General features: G+C 34.1%; 17 protein-coding genes. 4 read left to right on the top strand and 13 right to left on the bottom strand.

Annotation, left to right across the window (positions count from 1 at the left end; genetic code table 11):
• Positions 1-47: 47 nt before the first annotated feature.
• From CHB80_RS23255 to CHB80_RS23245, 3 genes are read left to right on the top strand one after another with little or no spacing between them, the layout of a single operon-like run.
• Complete coding sequence (locus CHB80_RS23255; RefSeq protein ID WP_089373925.1) at positions 48-2,483, top strand: YfhO family protein; 2,436 nt, start codon at positions 48-50, stop codon at positions 2,481-2,483.
• Between the two features lie 6 nt (positions 2,484-2,489).
• Complete coding sequence (locus CHB80_RS23250; protein WP_089373924.1) at positions 2,490-3,797, top strand: glycosyltransferase family 4 protein; 1,308 nt, start codon at positions 2,490-2,492, stop codon at positions 3,795-3,797.
• A 1-nt stretch (position 3,798) separates the two neighbouring features.
• Positions 3,799-5,283 (top strand): oligosaccharide flippase family protein, encoded by a 1,485-nt coding sequence (locus tag CHB80_RS23245; protein ID WP_089373923.1) that lies wholly within the window; start codon positions 3,799-3,801, stop codon positions 5,281-5,283.
• A 97-nt stretch (positions 5,284-5,380) separates the two neighbouring features.
• On the opposite strand, the gene CHB80_RS23240 is transcribed toward CHB80_RS23245, so the two are convergent.
• The 11 genes from CHB80_RS23240 to CHB80_RS23190 form a co-directional block, all read right to left on the bottom strand.
• Positions 5,381-5,884: an imm11 family protein gene (locus tag CHB80_RS23240; protein WP_143337236.1), complete on the bottom strand. Its 504-nt coding sequence runs from the start codon at positions 5,882-5,884 to the stop codon at positions 5,381-5,383.
• Between the two features lie 51 nt (positions 5,885-5,935).
• The gene (locus CHB80_RS23235) at positions 5,936-6,142 is read right to left on the bottom strand and encodes an AHH domain-containing protein (protein WP_089373921.1); all 207 of its coding nucleotides are present in this window, start codon (positions 6,140-6,142) and stop codon (positions 5,936-5,938) included.
• Between the two features lie 127 nt (positions 6,143-6,269).
• On the bottom strand, positions 6,270-6,815 hold the full coding sequence (locus CHB80_RS23230; protein WP_089373920.1) for an imm11 family protein: 546 nt from the start codon (positions 6,813-6,815) through the stop codon (positions 6,270-6,272).
• A 3-nt stretch (positions 6,816-6,818) separates the two neighbouring features.
• Positions 6,819-6,959 carry a hypothetical protein gene (locus CHB80_RS24810; RefSeq protein ID WP_179218258.1) on the bottom strand — a complete coding sequence of 47 codons (141 nt, stop codon included), beginning with the start codon at positions 6,957-6,959 and terminating at the stop codon, positions 6,819-6,821.
• Positions 6,960-7,155: 196 nt separating this feature from the next.
• Positions 7,156-7,656 (bottom strand): imm11 family protein, encoded by a 501-nt coding sequence (locus CHB80_RS23225; RefSeq protein ID WP_143337235.1) that lies wholly within the window; start codon positions 7,654-7,656, stop codon positions 7,156-7,158.
• A 52-nt stretch (positions 7,657-7,708) separates the two neighbouring features.
• Positions 7,709-11,728 (bottom strand): AHH domain-containing protein, encoded by a 4,020-nt coding sequence (locus tag CHB80_RS23220; protein WP_089373918.1) that lies wholly within the window; start codon positions 11,726-11,728, stop codon positions 7,709-7,711.
• Between the two features lie 540 nt (positions 11,729-12,268).
• Positions 12,269-12,823 (bottom strand): hypothetical protein, encoded by a 555-nt coding sequence (locus tag CHB80_RS23215; RefSeq protein ID WP_089373917.1) that lies wholly within the window; start codon positions 12,821-12,823, stop codon positions 12,269-12,271.
• A gap of 538 nt (positions 12,824-13,361) precedes the next feature.
• Positions 13,362-15,320 (bottom strand): mucoidy inhibitor MuiA family protein, encoded by a 1,959-nt coding sequence (locus CHB80_RS23205; protein ID WP_179218257.1) that lies wholly within the window; start codon positions 15,318-15,320, stop codon positions 13,362-13,364.
• 103 nt (positions 15,321-15,423) lie between these two features.
• Positions 15,424-15,834: a thiol-disulfide oxidoreductase DCC family protein gene (locus CHB80_RS23200; protein WP_089373914.1), complete on the bottom strand. Its 411-nt coding sequence runs from the start codon at positions 15,832-15,834 to the stop codon at positions 15,424-15,426.
• Between the two features lie 177 nt (positions 15,835-16,011).
• Positions 16,012-16,407 carry a hypothetical protein gene (locus tag CHB80_RS23195; RefSeq protein WP_089373913.1) on the bottom strand — a complete coding sequence of 132 codons (396 nt, stop codon included), beginning with the start codon at positions 16,405-16,407 and terminating at the stop codon, positions 16,012-16,014.
• 23 nt (positions 16,408-16,430) lie between these two features.
• On the bottom strand, positions 16,431-18,602 hold the full coding sequence (locus CHB80_RS23190) for an endonuclease MutS2 (protein ID WP_089373912.1): 2,172 nt from the start codon (positions 18,600-18,602) through the stop codon (positions 16,431-16,433).
• 107 nt (positions 18,603-18,709) lie between these two features.
• On the opposite strand from CHB80_RS23190, the gene CHB80_RS23185 reads away from it, so the two are divergent.
• The gene (locus tag CHB80_RS23185) at positions 18,710-19,375 is read left to right on the top strand and encodes a uracil-DNA glycosylase (protein ID WP_089373911.1); all 666 of its coding nucleotides are present in this window, start codon (positions 18,710-18,712) and stop codon (positions 19,373-19,375) included.
• Between the two features lie 301 nt (positions 19,376-19,676).
• On the opposite strand, the gene CHB80_RS23180 is transcribed toward CHB80_RS23185, so the two are convergent.
• Positions 19,677-20,528, bottom strand: a complete 852-nt coding sequence (locus tag CHB80_RS23180) for a substrate-binding domain-containing protein (protein ID WP_089373910.1) — start codon at positions 20,526-20,528, stop codon at positions 19,677-19,679.
• A gap of 38 nt (positions 20,529-20,566) precedes the next feature.
• On the bottom strand, positions 20,567-21,439 hold the full coding sequence (locus tag CHB80_RS23175; RefSeq protein ID WP_089373909.1) for a nucleoside phosphorylase: 873 nt from the start codon (positions 21,437-21,439) through the stop codon (positions 20,567-20,569).
• Positions 21,440-21,443: the final 4 nt, after the last annotated feature.

Here is a 21,443-nt window from a genome sequence, read left to right as displayed (position 1 = left end):
TTCTTCTTTTTTCTGTTATTTTTGTTTGTATACTTTAAGCCACTTATATGAATTTTCAATTCAAGCGTTTCTTACCACATCTTTTTGTTGTTTTTGGATTTATAGTGATTTCATTGCTGTATTTCAATCCTGTATTATCGGGTAAAATGATTTACCAGAATGATATCAAGCTATACGAGGGTATGGCAAAACAACAGAATGATCACAGATTACAAACGGGAGAAGAAACCTACTGGACTAATAGTGCGTATGGAGGAATGCCCACGTATCAAATGGGTGCTAAGTTTCCACATGATTATATGGATAAATTGGATAAACTTATTCGGTTTTTACCACGTCCAGCCGATTATTTGTTTTTATACTTCTTGAGTTTCTATATATTAATGTTGGTGATGCGTGTCCCTTGGAAATATGCTGTGATTGGGGCTTTGGCATTTGGACTTTCTACCTATCTGATTATTATTATTGGGGTAGGGCATAATTCAAAAGCGCATGCGATTGCTTACTTTCCATTGGTCTTGTCGGGTATTATACTCACCTTTCAAAAGCGATACCTATGGGGTTTTATACTTACAGCTCTTGCGATGGGGCTAGAGGTACAAGCAAATCATTATCAGATGACCTATTATCTAGGACTTGCTGTTGTTATTATGGGGATTGCTTATCTGGTAGATGCTTATAAGAAAAAAGAGATTCCTCATTTCTTTAAGTCCGTAGGTGTATTAATAGCTGCTGTGTTATTAGGACTGGCGACTAATGCTACGACTTTACTTTCTACAGTAGAATATGCAAAAACGAGTATACGAGGAGAGAAATTACTACAACCTAAAAATACACTTGGAGGTGATAAAAGTGATGGTTTGTCATATGACTATATCACCGAATATAGTTATGGGAAGATGGAATCCCTCAACTTATTAGTACCTAAACTATTTGGAGCGGGTAGGGCATCAGATTTAGGAAATGAATCGGCACTTTATAATAAATATATAGAATTAGGGGCTTCCCCTACAGAGGCAAAATACTACTCTGGAGTTCCGTTATATTGGGGAGAACAACCTTTTGTAGAAGCACCGCCTTATCTAGGAATTACCGTTGTTTTTATGGCATTACTAGGCTTATTGCTGGTAAAAGGTCGCTTGCGATGGTGGCTAGTAGGAGGGATGGTACTTTCTTTAATGCTTAGTTGGGGAAAGAATTTTGAAGGACTTACGCGTTTCTTTATAGATTTTGTTCCGTTTTATAATAAGTTTAGAGCTGTATCAAGTATCCAAGCGATTTTGGAATTACTTGTTCCAATTGCCGCTGTTTTTGGTTTATATAGATTCTTTAATGATAAAGAAAATCAAAAAGAACGCCTTAAAAAATTATACATCACTTCTGGAATTTTAGGAGGCTTATGTTTACTGTTTTATCTATTTGGAGGTAGTTTGTTTGATTTACGTTCGTCTAGAGAAGCGGGAATGGCTGTAGGAGAACAAGCACCTATTTTAAATGCAATTAAAGAAGATCGTCTTAATGCTTTAAAAAGTGATAGTCTGCGTTCGTTTCTATTTATATTGGGTGTTGCCGGTGTATTGTGGCTTACCTTTAAAAAGAAACTATCAGAAAATATCGCTATTGTTCTCATTGGACTTTTTGTGGTTTTGGATCTCGTAGCGGTAGATAGACGAAGTGTAAATGAAGAAAACTTTATTTCAGAAAGAGAATATAGAGAATACTTTGTGCCAACACCTGCCGACGAAACTATTTTAAAAGACGATGGGTATTTTAGAGTACTAGATCAATTTAGAGGATTTAATAACTCACATACATCCTACTTCTTTAATTCTTTGAATGGTTATTCTGCCGTGCGTCCTCAGCGTATGGAAGATATGTATGAAAAAATCATTACGGGTAAAATAGGCGTATTAAATATGCTGAATGTAAAGTATATTATTCAGGAAAATGAGGGCAATATGTATGCACAACGTAACCCATATGTAAATGGTCCTGCGTGGTTTGTAGAAGAACTTCAATTAGTACCTGATTACAATGAGGTATATGATGCATTAGATGAGATAGACACAAAGAAAACAGCAGTTATAAGAAATGCATACCAAGATGCGTTAGGGAGTTATACACCTAAAAAAGATAGTCTTTCAACTATCGAATTAATCAAAGCATCTCCCAATGCGATGTCTTATAAAGCAACCAACAGTCAAGATGGATTTGCCGTTTTTTCTGAAGCCTTTTATAAGAATGGTTGGGTGGCTACAATAGATGGACAAGAAACACCTATCGTAGAAACTAATTATATGTTACGAGGTCTTAAAGTACCTAAGGGAACACATGATATTCAATTTACATTTGATCCTCCAGTGGTTAAAAAAGGAAGCATGATTACCCTATCAAGTTCTATCATATTGTTACTTATTGTTTTTGGAGGTTTCTATATGAGTTTTAGAAAGAGGGATCAGGATGTGACTGAAGACGAAGCATAAATAGTCATGTCAAAAAAAGTACTTATCATTTGTTATTACTGGCCTCCTGCTGGAGGACCTGGTGTACAACGATGGCTTAAATTTGTAAAGTACTTATCTGATTTTGATATAGAACCTATCGTCTACACACCAGAAAATCCAAATTATCCCATCGTAGATACTTCGATGCTTGATGAGGTACCTGATTCGGTAACGATTATTAAACGTCCTATCAAAGAACCGTACCGCTTTGCGAGTATGCTTTCGCGAAAGCAAACCCAAACCATTAGTGCAGGTATTGTACCTAAGAACACCAAACAATCTCTTATACAACGATTGTTACTATATATACGGGGTAATTTTTTTGTGCCCGATGCGCGTGTAGGTTGGGTACAACCTTCGGTTACATTTCTTGAAAACTATATGAAGGAGCACGCTATTAATACAGTTATAACAACGGGACCACCTCATAGTATGCATTTAATTGGTTTACAGCTTAAAGCGAAAATTACCGCAGAAAGCTCTAGAAAATTACAATGGATCACCGATTTTAGAGATCCTTGGACAACAATAGGCTACCATGATAAACTAAAGATGACCGCTAAAACAAAGCGGAAGCATAAGAACTTAGAACGCAATGTTTTAGAAACAGCCGATCATGTAATTGTCACAAGTCCAACCACAAAGAAAGAGTTTCGTGCAATTACTCAACAACCTATTACCGTGATCACCAATGGTTTTGATACTTCACATACGGAAGCAGTAGACAGCGATGAGAAGTTTACAGTATCCCATATCGGTTCATTATTGTCAGATAGAAACCCAATAATACTCTGGAAAGTATTCGCAAAACTGGTGAAAGAACATGATCCGTTTGCAGCACATTTTAGTTTAAAACTTGTTGGAAAAGTAAGTCAAGAAGTAATAGATACTATTAAAAATCACGGACTAGAAAAATACCTCACACTTGTTGGATATGTCTCACATCAAGAGGCTATCAAATTACAACAACAAGCCGCAGTTTTATTGCTTATTGAAATTAATGCCGAAATTACGAAAGGAATCATCCCAGGGAAAGTTTTTGAATACCTTGCGGCGAAACGTCCTATTTTGGGAATAGGTCCCAAAAATGCAGATGTGGGAGAGATTATTACCTCGACTAAAAGCGGTTATTATTTAGATTATGATCAGGAAGAATCATTAGAGAAGGTTTTAATAACATTATTTGAAAATTATAAAGCTTCTAATGATACCGAAAGTAATGAAGAGGCAATCTCAAAATACCATCGTAAAGAATTAACCCATACATTAGCAACACTTATTCATCAATTATAATATGGGTATTGTCATTAAGCAATCTTTTAATAATCTACTCACAACCTATTTAGGGTTTGCAATAGGTGCGCTTAATACGTTGTATTTGTATATCAATTTCATGTCAGAAACCTATTATGGTTTGGTGAGCTTTATTGTGTCTACAGCTATGATCTTGATGCCTTTTATGGCGTTTGGAGTTCAGAATACCTTAGTGAAATTTTACTCTGCTTATCAAGATAAAGAACAAAGTGTTTTTTTAAATTGGATGCTTTTATTGCCGCTAGTAGTTGCAATTCCAGGAACTTTTATTTGTTTCTTTTTTTATGAACAGATAGCGTCTTTTTTGGCTACTAAGAATGCCATTGTCTATGATTATGTATGGTATATCTTTATCATAGCAGTTTCTTCGGCTTATTTTGAAGCCTTTTTTGCTTGGTCAAAAGTGCAGTTTAAGACCATTTTTGGGAACTTTATGAAAGAAGTATTCCATCGGTTAGGAATTACGATACTCTTAGTGCTTTTAGCTTTTGATAACATAACCATACATACTTTTTTATTACTTCTTGTCGGGGTTTATGTCTCTCGTATGCTGGTAATGAGCTTATATGCGTTTAGCCTTAAAAGACCAAAGTATATTAGGCATACTATACGAAGTATTAGTAATCCTTCAAAGCGACCTCAAGGGTTTATTTCTATTATAAAATACACCATACTTATTATTATTGCGGGTTCTGTAGCGAGTTTATTACTGGATTTAGATAAGTTTATGTTAGGCTTGTATGAAAATATAGAGAATGTGGCGTTTTACGGTGTAGCCATCTATATTGCCACTGTAATAGCTGTTCCTGCCAGAGCAATGCACCAAATTACGTATCCTATGGTAGCGCAGATGCTTAATGAAAAACGATACGACGATATGCGTAAACTCTATCATAAGAGTTCGCTTACCTTATTTGTGATTGCTTCCTTATTGTTTCTATTGATTACGTGTAATTTGGCTAGTTTATATGATATGGTGACCGCTAGTTATAGAAGCGGACTCTATGTGGTATTGTTTATAGGTGCTGCAAAATTATTAGATAATTGTTTGGGCATTAATAATGCGATTTTATACAATAGTGATTATTACAGAATCATTTTGGTATTAGGGGTGGTGTTAGTGGTAATTGCCATTGTACTTAATACTATTTTTATACCCATATACGGAATTAATGGTGCTGCGATTGCTACGTTTGTAGCTTCGGTGCTTTATACGCTATGTAAGATATATATCGTTCATAAGAAGTTTGAGATGCAACCGTTTACGAAAGGCTCTCTTAAGACACTACTATTATTAATTGCCTTCTTTTGTGGTTTTTATTTCTGGGATTTCTCCTTTCATCCTTTTATTAATATAGTCGTAAAGTCTGTACTATTAGGTATTGGGTACCTATTGGCTATTTACTTTTTGAAAGTTTCTGAGGATGTTACGGGAGCGATAGATGGGGTATTGAGAAAGAAGTAAATAATTTAATTATTAGTTATGTAAAAAAGATGCATAAAAAATGAGCCTAACTATTAAATTAAGCTCATTTTTTATTGTTTATATAGTTTTCAATGAATTAAATTCCCATTGTTAAATCCATATTATCACTGTACTTTACTCCCGTGACTCCAGCTTCTTCAAATATGTTTTTAAGTTTTTCTGTGATAAAAAGTCTAACAGTATTCTCTTTTATTCTAAAAATACTAATCTCAGGAATTTTTTCTTTTTTAAATTTTAGGTTATGCACATCATCAATATTTCCATTTTCAAAAGTAGTATATCCAGACTTCTCATTATCAAAACAATCTAATAATCCAATGATATTAAGTAACCAATAATTATATTTATCAATTCTTATGGGTGAAAAATTTATTTTTTGCTCAGTTATGTTAAGTTCTAATATTTCTTTCACTTTATCATTTACAAAAAACTCTGCAGAACCAGTACCCAATATATCTGGTAATATTTTTGTTTTGCGCTTTAAATTTATAGATGGAATTCTATTATCGTCAAAAAACATTAGATTCCCTTCTGTTAAATCGTCAATAAAATCTATATCTAAACCAGTATTAGAATCCACGTAACAAAAATTATCACCTGAATAAGACTTAATTCTGTATATACTCATACTTTAAAATATTAAATCATTTATTCTTTGATTATTTCCATTCTTTATGGCATTTTTTACTCGATCAGTTAAATCTACTAATTCATCCATGGCTTCAGTTTTAGTGAACATATTCTGGTCGTAAAACTTTTTAATTTCTTCTATTTCGTTGTTTATTCTTCTAGTATAATCTCCATGACTCCCTTGGTGAAAGGCATAATCATCAAACATTTTACCTATAAGAATGTCTACATTTTACCTAAATAATTTAATTATTAGTTAGGTGAAAAAAATCTATAAAAATAAAACGAGTCTAACGATTAAGTCAAACTCGCTTTATTTGTAATTATTTTTTTTATTAAAATCCAATAGTCAAGTTCATATCTTCATTAAAACGAATACCAGTTACATTGGCTTCTTCTAAAATAGTTTTAAGCTTATCAGTAACAAAAAGTGTTGATGATTTTTCTTTAAGTCTAAAAATAGCAATCTCTGGTATGTTTTGAGTAATTAATTTAAGATTTGTTATTTTAAATGGCTTACCACTTTTAAGTGTAGTAAATTCTGAATTTTCATAATCAAAACAATCTAGATGATTTATAATATTAAGTAACCAATAGTCATATTTGTCAACTTTCAGAGGAATATAATTAATTATAGCAGTTGTTTGTTCTTCTAATAGTTTTTTTACTTTTTCGTTAACAAGAACTTCTCCAGATTTTAATATGTCTGGTATTTTTTTTTTCTTATTCTTTACTGGAATTTTTCTTTTTTCATTTAAAGTGAGCTTTTCTCCATTTCTCAATAGCATCTCTTCTTCAAGTGATAAAAATTCAATTTTAGGATCAATATATGTATAGTTTTTATCTTCATCTATTGTGTAATCGAACCTGAATATTTTCATAATTTAAAACTTTATACTGTTTATTGGTATACCATTACCATTTGCAATAGCTACTTTTGCATTGTTAGTAATCTCTAAAACTTCATTATAAGCATCTATTTTGTCTAATTCTCCTTTTCTATAAAAATCATATATATCATCCATTTTGTCTTTTATGATTTCTGTATATTTTGGATGACTTCCTTGGTGGAATGCATAATCATCAAATTTGTTTCCTATAGGGATTTCTACATTTTATCTAAATAATTTAATTTTTAGTTAAGAGAAAACATTTTATAAAAAAATGAGCCTAACTATTAAATTAAGCTCATTTTTTATTGTTTATATAGTTTTCAATGAATTAAATTCCCATTGTTAAATCCATATTATCACTGTACTTTACTCCTGTGACTCCAGCTTCTTCAAGTATGTTTTTAAGTTTTTCTGTGATAAAAAGTTTAATTGGACTTTCTTTTATTCTAAATATAGCTATTTCTGGAATATTATTTTCTATAAATTTAATATCAAATATTTTACGTGGCAAACCGTTTTTAAATGTTGTGTATTCCGAATTCTTATAATCGAAACAGTCTAATAAACCAACAATATTTACCAACCAAAACGTATGTATATCAAGTTTTACAGGTAGAAAATTAATTTCTTGTTCGGTTATTTCTTTTTTTAATATTGCTTTAACTTTGTCATTTATAAAAAAATGTGATAAACTAGTTCCTATGACATCTGGTAGTTCTTTTGTTTTGTTTTTTAATTTAAACGTTGGAGTATTATTATCAAAAGACATAAGTTTTCCATTTGTTAGCTCATTGACAAAATCAGAATCTAGACCAGTTTCAAAATCCATATAGGAAAACTTTTCTCCAGTGTATTGGGTAATTCTATAGATATTCATTGGTTTAAAATATTAAATCATTTATTCTTTGATTATTTCCATTCTTTATGGCATTTTTTACTCGATCAGTTAAATCTACTAATTCATCCATGGCTTCAGTTTTAGTGAACATATTCTGGTCGTAAAACTTTTTAATTTCTTCTATTTCGTTGTTTATTCTTCTAGTATAATCTCCATGACTTCCTTGGTGAAAGGCATAATCATCAAACATTTTACCTATATCTTCCGCTTGTTTAGCAGTTTTTAATACCTCTTTATTAGGAGGCATCATAATACCATTTACAGCACCATTTTCTATATCAAACCCAATATCATCAAAAAACTTCTGATATGTTTTTTGTAATTCTCTAGGAACAACATGATGCGCTTGGAAATTTTTAGGTTGTGGTGTATCAATTCCCTTACGTAATAATGTTGTGTTACTTGCATTACCAGATAATTTGCGAATATCGTTTTCGTCTAATTTTTTTAAATCATCTAGTGAATGTTTAGAATCTCCTGCAAGATGCTTTTTTGCATAACGATCAGACACAATTACACCATCATCTATTTTTTCTCCTATAAGCTTTTTGTCATTAACACCTCTCGTCTTTTTATTTTGTTGTATTCTCTTAATGATATCATCCGTTAGATCTTCCGCCTTCACAACTTCTTCTCCAGTATTAGGATCTGTACGCATGATTAAGAGTTTTGGATTAAAACTAGCCCACATTTCAAGGTATCTACCATGTTTTTCAAACCACATTTTTTCAAACCCAAGCTTATCCAGAACTCTGTTTCTAAATGTATTAAACTTTTTAATTCCTGTGCCTACTTTCTTGTTAAAATTTAATACTAATTTGTTTCCTTTTATTCTGCTTCCTATTGTTGTTATTCCTTTTTTAGTTCCTTTAATAGCTCCTTTCGTTACTTTACGAATGCCTTTGGTGTTCTTGACTACAAACTTACCAACCTTTGTCGCTTTAACGGCTTTAATAGTTGTTTTGAGCACTTTACCCATCCCTAATAAAATACGGTCTATTAAAAATTCTACAACGATAATGGCAAAGGCAGAGGCCAGTGCTTTTCCTGCATCTTTAGGATTGTTGTTCCATGCTAGTTGTACATACTCTTTTATTTTTCCACTAGCGCGGTATATCGCGATCGCTCCAAAAATTAAGATCAATGCATTCATAATAAGTTGTACAGCGGCTAGTACAGCGGCACCACCTGTAAAGAATGCAGCGACACCAGCAATTATTAATGCAGCGATTAGTCCTCCAATGATATAGGCTTTATACTTAGCCCATAATACCTGAACTCCTGTGAGCATTTGTTGTCCAAAATATTCTATTCTTCTGCCTATACTTAAACGTCCAGTTTTTGCGATCAATGCGGCTCTGCTTGTATCATTTACGGGTTGACTTTTAGGTTCTGCACCATTAGGTTCTTTACTCCCTGCAGCTTCAGATTCTTGAAGCATTTGATCATTATAATAGGTCAATTTACTTTCATCACTCATGTTGTAAAAGTCAGCACCTTCTCCTGTGGCACTTTCTGCACCTGTAGTCTCTTGATCAAAACCACTAGCAAATCCTTCTTGTCCAGCGGCTTGTTCTTGAATTTGTTCTCTTGTTATGGGACTTGCAGATCCTCCTAAGCCAAATACTTCACCATCTTTCATGCTTTCATACTGCTGTAACGCTAAAGATGGGTCCATTTCTACAAGCGGATTTGGAGTAACAGAAACATCTTCGTCTGCGAGGACACTTTTTGTTAACACATCTGGTATTGATGCACCTTCTGCCGAGATGCCATTTCTTTTTCCATCAAAGGTTATTCTTCCTTCTGGTAAGCCCATGGCCTCAGACCATTTGCTCTCATTTTTAGTAGAGACCTCTGTGTCTTGTAGTGGTTCTCCAGGATTACCTCCTAACGCCTCTTCTCCTAAGGCACCTAAAAACTCTAAGGCTGAGTAGCTCGCTCCAATTCCTAAATTAGCCAAGAATCTAATGATGATTAATACACCTACGGTAAGAGCCTCCAATACATCTAAGGCTAGATTAATGGCTTTTTGGTAAAGTACTAGAATCATATCTATTACTTTTCCTATAACGTCTAATAACGCGTGCACTGTTTTTTCCAGCGCTTCAGCTACCTTATTGATGACCTCTATCGTTTGGGCTACTGCTTTATCAATAAAAGCATTGAATTTTTTAGCAGCTTCTGGGAACATAAAGAGGGCTGCGCTTACTACAGATTTTGCAATCTCTCCAAACGCTTTAACAGCTTTGATCGCAAAGTCTCGTACGGCATTGATAATGCCAGAAGCTTTCTCTTTTGCCCAATTGACAAGACTTTTAACGGCAGCTCGTAACTTATCAAAAATAACATTGACTGCTTTTTTGATTTTATCAAATTGATCACCTATCCAATCGATTGCACTATCAAACCATCCTTTTTCTTCTTTTTCTACTCCTTCTTTCTCTTGCTGAGCTACTTCTTCATCAGCTTTTTTGGTTTTAGCCGCAATATCTTTATCGGCTTTTGCATACGTATCAGCAATTTGTTTATTTCCTTCAGCTTGCTTTTTAGTAATACTTGCCTCATTCTTCGTTTGCTCTTTCGCAAGTTGCATCGAAGCATCTTCTTTTATTTTCTGGTTTTCGGCTTGCCAGTTTTCTTTTTGGTTGACAACTTCTTGTTGTCCTTTACTACGTTCTAAACGTTGCGTTGCTTTGGCTTCTTCGGTAGCAGCCATCATATCTTGATGATGCTTATCTTTTTCTTTAGTAATGTTTTGGTCTTTATCTGCACCAGCAACCTGCATGTCTTGTTCAGCAGTATCAATCTCACTTTGATAACGCGCTTGTAATTCTTGGTTTAGACTTGCGGTTTCTGCATCATTAAAACTTGGCATGTCTGTTTCTTTTGAAAGTAAGCTTTCACGTTGTTCCGTAAGCTCAGTTTTAATCGCAATCTTCGCTTTCTTACTGGCTTTTTTAGGGAACATACCACTTTCTCCAAAGTCTTGTGTTGTGGCTTTTTGCGCGTTTCCTAATTCATTCCCTACACTTTGCTGTGCTTTAGCATTATTTGCTTGGATTTGTGCTGGATTTGACGCTTCATCAAAATTTGCAGCAGGTTGTGCACCAAGATCTGATTGTGCAGCTGTCTGAACATTACCAAGGTTTTCTCGGGACTTTTGTATGTCTTTTATAAACGCACCTCTTTTTGTTGTTACTTTTCCAATAGGTGCTTTTTTGGTTTCCTTGTCAAGGCTTTTTGTTGCTTTATCAGAGGCAACTTTCTTTGCTGTTGTTGGGGTTTTAATCGTTGGTGTTTTCCCTTTGGCAACTACTTTTGGTGTTGGTTGTTTGGCTTCAGATGCGGCATCTATACCTGTTGGAATGGTGATTTCCTCCATTCCTTCTTGTACCTTATTTAGCTGATTTTGTTGTGCTTGTGTAGCTGCAGTACTTGCTTCATTCATAGCATCAAACATCTGTAAAGGAGGAAGCTTTGTTACACTTCCTATGGCTGCTTCAGGAGACGAATTCTCAATCTTTATTTTTGGTTTGTCTTGAACAGCTTCTCTCTCCTTTATAGCTTTGATAGCAGCTTTATCAGATGCATCTTCTTCTACAGTAGTAGCTTCACTCTTGTCTTTTGTTTCTTCAGCTATTTTACGTGTAGGAGCATTGGTTTTATTTACCAATTGGATAAACGGATCATTATCCAAGAGTTGTGTAATAGGATCATTTTCTAGGAGTTGTGTAATGGGATCTTTTGCAATGAGTTGTTGAAACGCATCTCCGCCAGTTTCAGAGCTAGTTGTAGTATCTTGAAGCCCAGTTGCCGTATTTGTAGTCTCTGAATTTCCAACACTATTCATCCCGTCTGTTTTTTCTGGTGTTTGAATATCAGATTGTACGGTACTTTCCTTTTTTTCCTTTTCTATTTCAGGATCTGGTTTTATTTTGGATGACGGTTTAGCAGCTTTCGCTTGCGGTACTACTTTAGGTCTTGGCTTAAATTCGTACATAGATGATCTTTTTATTACACTTTAAAGGATCATTAGATGAAAATAGACGCTTTTTAGAAAGCGCCTATTTTGCATGTAAACAACCCCAATATTTACATATACTTCGCTACAAATATGGGGTCTTATAGGCTGAATTTAAAGTTTTCAGAAGGGTATAATCCGTAGTTTCAGTGGATTGTGTTTTCTACTCGATAATCGAGACTTACATATTCCATGGCCTGCTTCGAAATTTAAAAGTTAGTTCCTTGTGAATGCTTTTTAGATAAAGCCTAATGTAGTAAACGGAAGAGACTGTATTTTTTATGGTTCTTTTACACTTTACCGTTTCACTCTCCTTTAAGTTGTAGATCTCATAATTACGCTTTCGCGAAAGCGTACCCAGTAAGATCGTATAGGGGAGATGTGGTTTGCTTTTGAGTATCGTTTTCAGGAAGAGAGAACTATCCTAGGAGTTCTAAGAGTATGTCTGTATTTAAATAGAAAAACCCCGTAAAACAAATGCTTTACGAGGTTTCCCAAAACTAACCAACCAAAAATCTATTATCTTTTACCGCCTCTAGCGCCTACGCTTTTACGGTTTCTTTTTCTTCCATTATACGGATCATCATTGTAGTAATCATTGGTACCATAATGGTCATTATAAATCACATGACCCTCTGTTTGAGCAATTTCTCCATAACGGTTATAGAATATTCTTAAATTCCCTACTCGTACCAATCTGCCATTTCTATATCTTAATGTGATATTCCCAATCTGATTTACATCACAGTTACGGTTGTAATAAATGTAATTACGTCCTACTTTAGTGACATTTCCATAATAATCATAAGAAACATAGCCTCTTCTTCGATTGTTATAGGTTGTGCCTGGAGCATTATAGCCACGTCTTCCGTGATGTTGAGGATTTAAAAATCTAAAATCAAACTCTCCATTTGGAAAAACAGTAAATTTCACACCACGTTGTACAAATTTGATTGATTGTGGCACATTGTAACGTATCCCTGTTGTGTTTGCGTGATCGAGATTCGTCACTTCATTTGCTTGAGCAGTCATTCCTCCTAGAAATAAAACTACTAATACGACTAACTTTTTCATATATAAAAATATTAGGGTTATTACGTTACCGACTCTCGGCGTACGTTTCTTGGGTAGTATAAACCAAGGAGCGTGCCAAAGTTGTAAGTGTTTGATAATTAATATTTTACATGATATTTTCATAAATACCTAAAAATTGTTCTTTATTTAAATTCAATTATTTCTTCTAAAAACATTCCTTTTACTATCAAACTACGGTTTTACCGTAACTTACTGATATTCAGTTAATTTTGTTATCTTAGTGTTATTATTAACCATAAAAAATGACGTCATGTTAAAGAAAATTTCAAGTTTAGGTTCAGCCTTAAACAAAACTGAGCAAAAAAGCATTGAAGGAGGAATTAAACTTATAAGTGTTGTAGTTTGTACCGCAAACACTATTGGCTGGGATTGCGGACCACCACATTGCCCAGGCGTATGTACAACAAATTATAATGGTGACCCTTATTGTCTTCCTTACTAGTATATATTGTACTTAATAAAATAAAAAGGAGAAGTTCTCATAGGATTTCTCCTTTTTGCTTTATAATACTCTGTTTTATAAATTAATGCGTCTTGCTTTTGGATATCGTATTTCATATGAAAATTCCTTTTCGGCGTTACTATTTGAATCAATATCGAGTATCCATTTTAAGATGCCCGTTTCTTTCTCATAAGCGGCATCACCAGTTTCGATATCATCTACTTTGATTTCTTTATGTTGTGATTTTGGAATTCTGTCTACAAGCTTTAGATGGATAGGTGTTGCTTTATTATTCTTAATTTTAATCTCATAGGTATTGTCTACAATGCGTTGCGAACCTATAAAAGAAGTAGCTTTAAAATTGTCTACTTGTTCACGGGTGACTGCAACATTTGGATCTACACCTAAGGAAATGGTAAGTTCTTCTGTAGTAGCTAATGGATCAATAAATGTCTTCCCTGAAAAACTTCCTTCAAAGTATACATTGGCTTCTCCTGGTAATAAACTGTAACGCGCCCAATCTTTAAAACTTGCAGTTAAGAATACATTTTCATTAATAAGAGGCGCAGCAAAATATTCATAAGTAGCAGGAATCTCAAATGTATCTACTTCTATCACCGTTACATCACCATCTGAAGGAATAGAATAGTTCTTTTTAATTTCAAATCGAGTAGCGGTAAGTCCTTCTAATTTGAGGTCTCCCGTAGCTGTTTGGTTTGTAGCTATACCAGTTGCTCTACCCGATAAAGCGCGTTGTATATCTTCAGAAGAGACTTCACTTACAGCATATCCTAGTGCTTTCCCATCTTTTTTCATTCCTTGAGCTGTTACAATCACTTCGTCTAAGCTAACATCACCATCCAATGTTACATTCATTGTACTTGCATATATGGGAAGCTCATAGGTTTGATATCCTATATAAGAAAACACTAGTTCTTTTCCTTTTGGCACATCAATGGTATACCGTCCATCAAAATCAGTTTGTGTTCCTATAGAGGTTCCTTTTATCAATACACTGGCGCCTGGAAGTGGTCCATTTTCTTCCATAATAACACCAGTAACACGTTTTATACTAGGGTTATATTTGTAATTATGAGCTTTTTTTAACCTTCTACTAGTATTTCTGTAATAGTTATTTACAAACTGCAAGTATTTGGTGTTGACTTCGGGTTTGATGTTATTAGTGCTAGGATCTCCTGTAGAGATCACGAGCGATACATCATCCCATGGAGCGCCTGTATTTTGATATACATGTGCTTTATAGGAAAGATCTAATGGCGCTTCTATAGTTTTTGCTTTTAGATCATAAATTGGATACCAACCTGCATTTGCTACAGTATATGTGAGTTTAAGCGGAAGTGTAGTTTGTTGTTCACTATTTATTTTTAAAGTAATTTTCCCCGTACTTTTTTCTTCAATAATATTCAATTCATTGTACTGCTTTAAAATATCCTGAAGTTCTATGTTAAGCTCTTGTCTCTTTTGTTCGGCATCTAAGATTTCATTTTTAATCGCTGTTACACGTTGCCTGTAATAGGTAGCCAATGCTTTGATTTTTTCTAAATCTATCTCTTGTGTAGTGCTTCCTAGTTTTTGATTCAAATTAATGACTTCTTCTTCTTTTTGAAGCCCTAAAATTTGATTGTTAATTTTTTTGATACGAAATGAAATCTCTTTTCTCTTTTGTTGAAGTGCTTCTACTTCTTCTGAGTTTTTTTGTTTGGTGAGGTAATCTATTCCATAGTTTATAGAAAGAACAGAAGCTTCTCCAAGCCCAGCAACTTGGATGCTATTTTCATCTATGGTATTAGAAAGATCGTTAAAGACTAAAGTTGTAGTGCCTGCTTTTATAAATGTATTACTCGTACGTTCTACTTGTGCTCCATTCAGATACACGGTTACTTGAGAGATTTCTGAAGAGATTGCATTTTCTATTGCGATATCTTCTATGCATACCAATTCTTTGGATTCGTTATACGCTTTCGCGAAAGCGTATATAAAAAACATGCAAACTAGGAGTGTTATTTTTTTCATGGTTTCTTGATTTGATCTCAAAACTAAGCGCATGAGATCTTTTTAAAAACCAATAATGAGGGAAATGGCTCTTTTAGTTCGTAAACGGGATATACGGAATAGGCTAGTCTAAGAACTTCGCTTTCAATTCTGGAGTAGGAATCATACAAGATTCTTTTTTCCCATACCATTTATAGCGATTGCGTGCAATGTAGTCATACACTAAATTTCTAAGAAAAGGAGGGATGATTAAAAAAGCAGCCAGTAAAGGATATCCACCAGAAAGCGAACGTGCAATGCGTAGTGCTGCTGAAGATTTGGTGTAGGCTTTGCCCTGATCTACAAGAATAATAGAATCTACTTTTTCAGCATCGATTTGATGTTTGCTCATCAGTGATTTTCCCAAATCACTTTGTAAAGGCGCATATCGAAACAAATCTTTTGGATCATGCTTGATGACAAAAGTGATAGAGCTGTTGCAGAGGTTACAAACACCATCAAATAGAATTATTTTTTTGCCTTTTGGTATTTCCATTTCATTCCCGCGAAGGTGGGAATCTCATCCCGAAACTTCACTTGTTATTAATTATTACTACAAAGATACTACCCGTATGATAGAGTTATTCTAAAATCTTGTTAAGCTTCTTTATATGCTTTCGTACTTAGACTACGCTCAGTTTAAACTTCTGCATTTCTGCGTTCCTTGAAAGCATTATTTAACCTTTTTTAATTTTTGTCTAAAAGTAGACAGACTAATTTGTTTAGAATCATAATCTCTTATGATAAGCTCAGTGTTGGTTAACTTTTCAATTATATATTGTCGATTTCCTAATGTAAGAATAGAATCATTTATGTGGTATTTAAAATTTGATTCACTAAGAGATTCTGATCCTGTAAAATCGGATTTAAGTATAATGGTTAATCTGTTACATGAAAATTCAAATTCTTCATCACTAAATATATCTGTACTTTTTGTAGTGCCATCTTCAAGTTCCTTATGGTGACATTTCCATTTTCCAAAAAGATCTTGAGAATTATTTTTTGAATTCTGACAAGAGATTATACCTGTTATTATAAATAAAAATAGAACTATTACTAAGACTTTCATTTCTTCAAATGTATGATCACTGATTACTTTTTCTTTTTAGCTTGTACCAATTCCAGTTGATCTACAGAAACTTTTGTGGTAAACATGCCATAATCTACAGTTGCTTTTCCTTTTTCGATTAGGTCTATCACACCCACTGCTTTTCCATCATGCATGCGTACACGATCGCCTACTTTTAAAATAGGTTTTGGTTTTTCTACTTTAGGCGCTTCTTTTTTGGCTTCTACTTTCTTTTTTCGAATCACAGCCACCTTCTTTTCAACCTCTTGCTTTACTTGCTTTTCTTTTTGTTTTTGGGCTTTTGCAGCTTTTGCCGATTGTTTCTTGCGTTTAGAGTTTTCTATCTGAACAATTTTCATGAGTTCGGCAACGAGTTCGCGTTTCTTTTTATCACGATAAAACTTCTCACTCACAGTATCTAACTTCTGACCTAAATAAATGAGACGTTGATTGCTATCATAGAGTTCTTGATAGTTTTCTAATTTTGCCTGTACTTTTGCATTAATCTCTTGTAACTTTTGATCTTGTTGTACCGCTTTTTGTTCCTTTTCTTTAAGCGTAGAAGTTGTTTTAGCGAGTCTACTACGTTCTTTTTGAAGATTGGCAATACTCTTATCAAAACGTATTTTACCACGCTCTACTTTCTTTTTAGAGCGATTGATAAGTGAGTAAGGAATACCATTTTTCTGAGCGACTTCAAAGGTAAATGAGCTTCCTGCTTCTCCTAAGTGTAATTTGAATAAAGGCTCTAATGTTCTGGCATCAAAAAGCATATTGGCATTAACAATCTCCTTGGTCTCATTGGCCATCATTTTAAGATTGGCATAATGGGTTGTAATGATTCCATAGCTTTCACGCTCATGAAATACTTCCAAGAAGGTTTCAGCCAGGGCGCCTCCTAACTCAGGATCTGATCCTGTACCAAATTCATCAATGAGGAATAATGTATACTTATCACATTTCTTAAGAAAGTAATTCATATTCTTAAGACGATAACTATAGGTACTTAAATGGTTTTCTATACTTTGATTATCACCTATGTCTGTGAGTATTCTATTAAAAAGACACATTCTAGAGTATTCATGTACAGGGACAAGCATTCCACTTTGTAGCATGATCTGTAATAAACCTACTGTTTTAAGTGTGATACTTTTTCCTCCTGCATTAGGTCCAGAAATCACAATAATACGATGATTGGCATCTAAACGAATGTCTTGCGGAAAGGTTTTTTCTCCTTTTGCTGTATTACTTAAATAGAGTAGCGGATGATAAGCATCTTTAAGGGTGAGTTCTCTGTCTTTTGTAATGGTTGGTAAAATGGCATTAAGTTTTTCTGCATATTTAGCTTTGGCTGCAATGACATCTATGGTACTTAATAGTTCTTGATATTCTGTAAATAAGGAAATAAAGGGACGTACTGTATTAGTAAGTGCTTTTAAGATACGCTTGATTTCTTCATCTTCCTCAAAAAGCAAATTATTGAGTTCTCGTTGTGCTTGTAAGGTGGCTTCTGGTTGTATATACACGATACTTCCAGTTTTAGAACTTCCCATGATAGCACCTTTCACCTTACGTCTATGCATAGCAGTAACCGCTAGTACTCGTACATTTTCAACCACAGACTCTCGAATATCATCTAGATAGCCATACCCTTGATATTGCCCTAATGCCGATGCAAAACTAGAATTAATCCTTCCTTTAACTTGATTAATGCTTCTGCGTGTTGTTTGTAAAAGGGGAGAGGCATCATCTCTTAACTCACCATACTTATCAAAAACGGCATTGACAGCATCTATAATAATGGTGGTATACTCTGTTTCTACTACTGTTTGATGGAGTGTAGGGTATTTTTCTTGGTATTTATTGAAAAACTTTAAATGAATATTGACAGTCTCAGAAATGCTAGAGAGTTTCTTAAAACTCCCTCTTTCTAAAACACTGTCTTCTATATCTAGGAATTTGATTTCACGATCTATTGGATCATATCCATGGTTAGGAATCACTGTTTCATGAAACTTGGAAGACACATATTCATTAGTTTGATGCAATCCAAAAAGCGCTTCTTTTGAAGATGTATAGGGAACAATGGCCAATGCTTTTTCTTTCCCATGCTCTGTTACACATCGCTCTGAGACATGTTCGCAAACCGTATGGAATTCAAGATCTTTAAGTGTTTTTTGATGTATGTTTATCATCGTTTTGATGTGGTAATTATTAGTAATATTTTAATAATTACGCTATATTCTTTTTCTTTATAAATTTTAGTTCATAGCTATTATAGCGCCACAAAAGTACAGAATAAATGAATGTAAATATACACCCAAGTTGGAAGCAACAACTTACAGAAGAATTTGATAAAGATTATTTTAAAACGTTGACTTCTTTTGTTAATGAAGAGTACACTTCACATACTTGTTATCCTAAAGGGAATCATATATTTAATGCTTTTAATTATTGCCCATTTGAAGACGTAAAAGTTGTTATTTTAGGACAAGACCCTTATCATGGAGTAGGGCAAGCCAACGGATTATGCTTTTCTGTAAATGATCACATTGCAATGCCTCCATCACTTATTAATATTTTTAAAGAGATAGAAACCGATGTAGGGATTCCATTTCCTCAAACGGGTAATTTAGAACGCTGGGCTTCACAAGGTATATTATTACTTAATGCTACTTTAACGGTACGTGCACATGAAGCTGGATCGCATCAACGTAAAGGCTGGGAAACATTCACGGATGCTGTGATAAGTTCGCTTTCGCGAAAGCGTACAAATATCATTTTCCTTCTTTGGGGTGGCTATGCAAAGAAGAAAGGGGCTAAGATCGATACCTCCAAACATCATGTGCTCACTTCTGGACACCCATCACCTTTAAGTGCAAATAGAGGCTATTGGTTTGGGAATAAACATTTTAGTAAAACAAATGAATTATTACAATCTTTTGGGGAGCGTGAGATAGCTTGGTAACTGTAAGTACGAGCGCTTATTTTTACAATTGATTTTTTTGCATAAAAAAATGACGCCGAAAATTTGAATTAAGCTTCAGCGCCATTTAGTATTGTGTTATATATAGAAATCTAAACTTATTCTTCGTCAGGCTCGGTCTCTATAGCTTTATTGCAACTAAACTGAAGTAGCAAAAAATTTACTACTATTAAAATGCCTATTACAATAAAAAAAGTACTCATAGCCCCAATTTAATAATTATACCCTATAGATGCACAAATTTGCAAAAGGTTGCGTCTAAAGTTAAAAAAAATATAATTTATTATAAATTAACGTAAAAATTGGATGTATCTATTTCTTTTTCAATCATTTGCAACTCTATTAATTTTGATTGAACATCATTAATTTCTTTAGAAGTAATTTGTTCTTGTGACCAAACTGTACCAGATAACCATTTTTGAATATCTTCTAGCTTTTGTTCATAACGATGTGCAAGTGTACGATCTATAGAAGGGATATTTTTAAAATCACGAGTCACATTATTTATAACTTCTAATACGTGCTTTATAGCTTGATTTTTTGTGGCAATTGCCTCAGGGTTTCCTGCAATCACAAAACAACTCCAAGGTGTTGGGAAATCACCTAGTCTTCTAAAAATACCAGCATCTACGATAGGTTTTGTTGTAAAATGCTCCCACATAAAATAATCTGCTTTTCCATTGGTAAGTGCTTCGACAGCATTTTCTAATGTATTTACTACTTCAAATTCTAGTTTTGAAGTATCCCAACCTCTTTGTTTTGCTTGTACATGAGCCATTACATGCGATCCAGACCCATAACGACTTATCGCAGCTTTTGCATGTTGTAATTCATCTATTGCTTTAAAAGGACTATCATATGGAACGTGAACGCCCCATAATAAAGGGGAAGAGACATATAATTGTAAAATCTTTGAGGGGTTGCCATTTGCAATATCTTTAATGACTCCACCAGTAAGAATTACTGCAAGATCTATTTCTTTTGCGCGTAGCGCTTTATTCATAGCTCCAGTACCTTCAGGAAATTCAATCCATTCTACAGATACACCCGCTTTTTCAAATAATCCTTCTTCTAGGGCAAGATGCCATGGAAGATTAAAATGTTCAGGAACGCCGCCTATTTTTATGTTCTTCATGTATATGTGTAATCTATTGTAAAATTACGCAAATCTGTCTACATAGTAGCGATGCGGTTTAAGGTATATATAATTAAACTGTTTACGGTCTCACTTGGTTGATTACTAAAAATACCTGTAGCTCGATTTGCTAAAATAGCATTTAATGATATCGCTCTATGTTCTAGTAGTTTAGCAAGTCCATATATCCCAGCCGTTTCCATTTCTAAGTTTGTGATTTTGCTTTCGCGAAAGCGGAATTCGCCCAATTTCTTATTCATATCAGGATCTGATGTCTGTAACCGAAGGACTCTGCCTTGTGGTGCATAAAAACCAATATTAGTTGCCGTAACTCCTTTGATAACTTGATTAGATAAAAAATGTGATGCAAGATCGCGATCACAAGTCACGATATAGGGTTCACTTTTTTGTGCAGACCAATTCATATGCGTTACAAAAGCTTTTTGAATTTCTGGATGCTGAATATGGGTACTATCATAAAAATGAAGCAATGCATCAAGCCCTATAGCCATATCACTTAAAAGAAATGCATCTATTGAAATATCTTCTTGAATTGCACCGCTTGTTCCGATACGAATAATATCTAGCGATGTATGGGTGTCTTTTACTTTTCTTGTTTTTAAATCAATATTTACGAGTGCATCTAGTTCATTAAAAACAATATCGATATTATCAGTGCCTATTCCAGTAGAAATCACGGTAATTTCTTTTCCTTTATAGGTTCCTGTCGTTGTTTTGAACTCTCTACGTTGTACCGTATGTGTAATCGTATCAAAATGAGAAGTTACTGTATCTACACGATCGGGATCACCTACAGTTATAATAGTAGATGCTATCTGTTCTGGATGAAGGTGTAAATGATAGACACTTCCATCAGGGTTTAGAATAAGTTCGGATGCGGGTATTGTCATATAC

The organism is Dokdonia pacifica (assembly GCF_900188275.1).
Taxonomy (GTDB): domain Bacteria; phylum Bacteroidota; class Bacteroidia; order Flavobacteriales; family Flavobacteriaceae; genus Dokdonia; species Dokdonia pacifica.
The sequence above is the reverse complement of the archived record's forward strand: the minus strand, read 5'-3'. Positions and strand labels throughout refer to the sequence as shown.

Coding starts and splice junctions, on each gene's coding strand:
- CHB80_RS23255 (WP_089373925.1), top strand. CDS start 48: ATGAATTTTCAATTCAAGCGTTTCTTACCACATCTTTTTGTTGTTTTT.
- CHB80_RS23250 (WP_089373924.1), top strand. CDS start 2,490: ATGTCAAAAAAAGTACTTATCATTTGTTATTACTGGCCTCCTGCTGGA.
- CHB80_RS23245 (WP_089373923.1), top strand. CDS start 3,799: ATGGGTATTGTCATTAAGCAATCTTTTAATAATCTACTCACAACCTAT.
- CHB80_RS23235 (WP_089373921.1), bottom strand. CDS start 6,142: ATGTTTGATGATTATGCCTTTCACCAAGGGAGTCATGGAGATTATACT.
- CHB80_RS23230 (WP_089373920.1), bottom strand. CDS start 6,815: ATGAAAATATTCAGGTTCGATTACACAATAGATGAAGATAAAAACTAT.
- CHB80_RS24810 (WP_179218258.1), bottom strand. CDS start 6,959: ATGGATGATATATATGATTTTTATAGAAAAGGAGAATTAGACAAAATA.
- CHB80_RS23225 (WP_143337235.1), bottom strand. CDS start 7,656: ATGGATTTTGAAACTGGTCTAGATTCTGATTTTGTCAATGAGCTAACA.
- CHB80_RS23220 (WP_089373918.1), bottom strand. CDS start 11,728: ATGTACGAATTTAAGCCAAGACCTAAAGTAGTACCGCAAGCGAAAGCT.
- CHB80_RS23215 (WP_089373917.1), bottom strand. CDS start 12,823: ATGAAAAAGTTAGTCGTATTAGTAGTTTTATTTCTAGGAGGAATGACT.
- CHB80_RS23205 (WP_179218257.1), bottom strand. CDS start 15,320: ATGAAAAAAATAACACTCCTAGTTTGCATGTTTTTTATATACGCTTTC.
- CHB80_RS23200 (WP_089373914.1), bottom strand. CDS start 15,834: ATGGAAATACCAAAAGGCAAAAAAATAATTCTATTTGATGGTGTTTGT.
- CHB80_RS23195 (WP_089373913.1), bottom strand. CDS start 16,407: ATGAAAGTCTTAGTAATAGTTCTATTTTTATTTATAATAACAGGTATA.
- CHB80_RS23190 (WP_089373912.1), bottom strand. CDS start 18,602: ATGATAAACATACATCAAAAAACACTTAAAGATCTTGAATTCCATACG.
- CHB80_RS23185 (WP_089373911.1), top strand. CDS start 18,710: ATGAATGTAAATATACACCCAAGTTGGAAGCAACAACTTACAGAAGAA.
- CHB80_RS23180 (WP_089373910.1), bottom strand. CDS start 20,528: ATGAAGAACATAAAAATAGGCGGCGTTCCTGAACATTTTAATCTTCCA.
- CHB80_RS23175 (WP_089373909.1), bottom strand. CDS start 21,439: ATGACAATACCCGCATCCGAACTTATTCTAAACCCTGATGGAAGTGTC.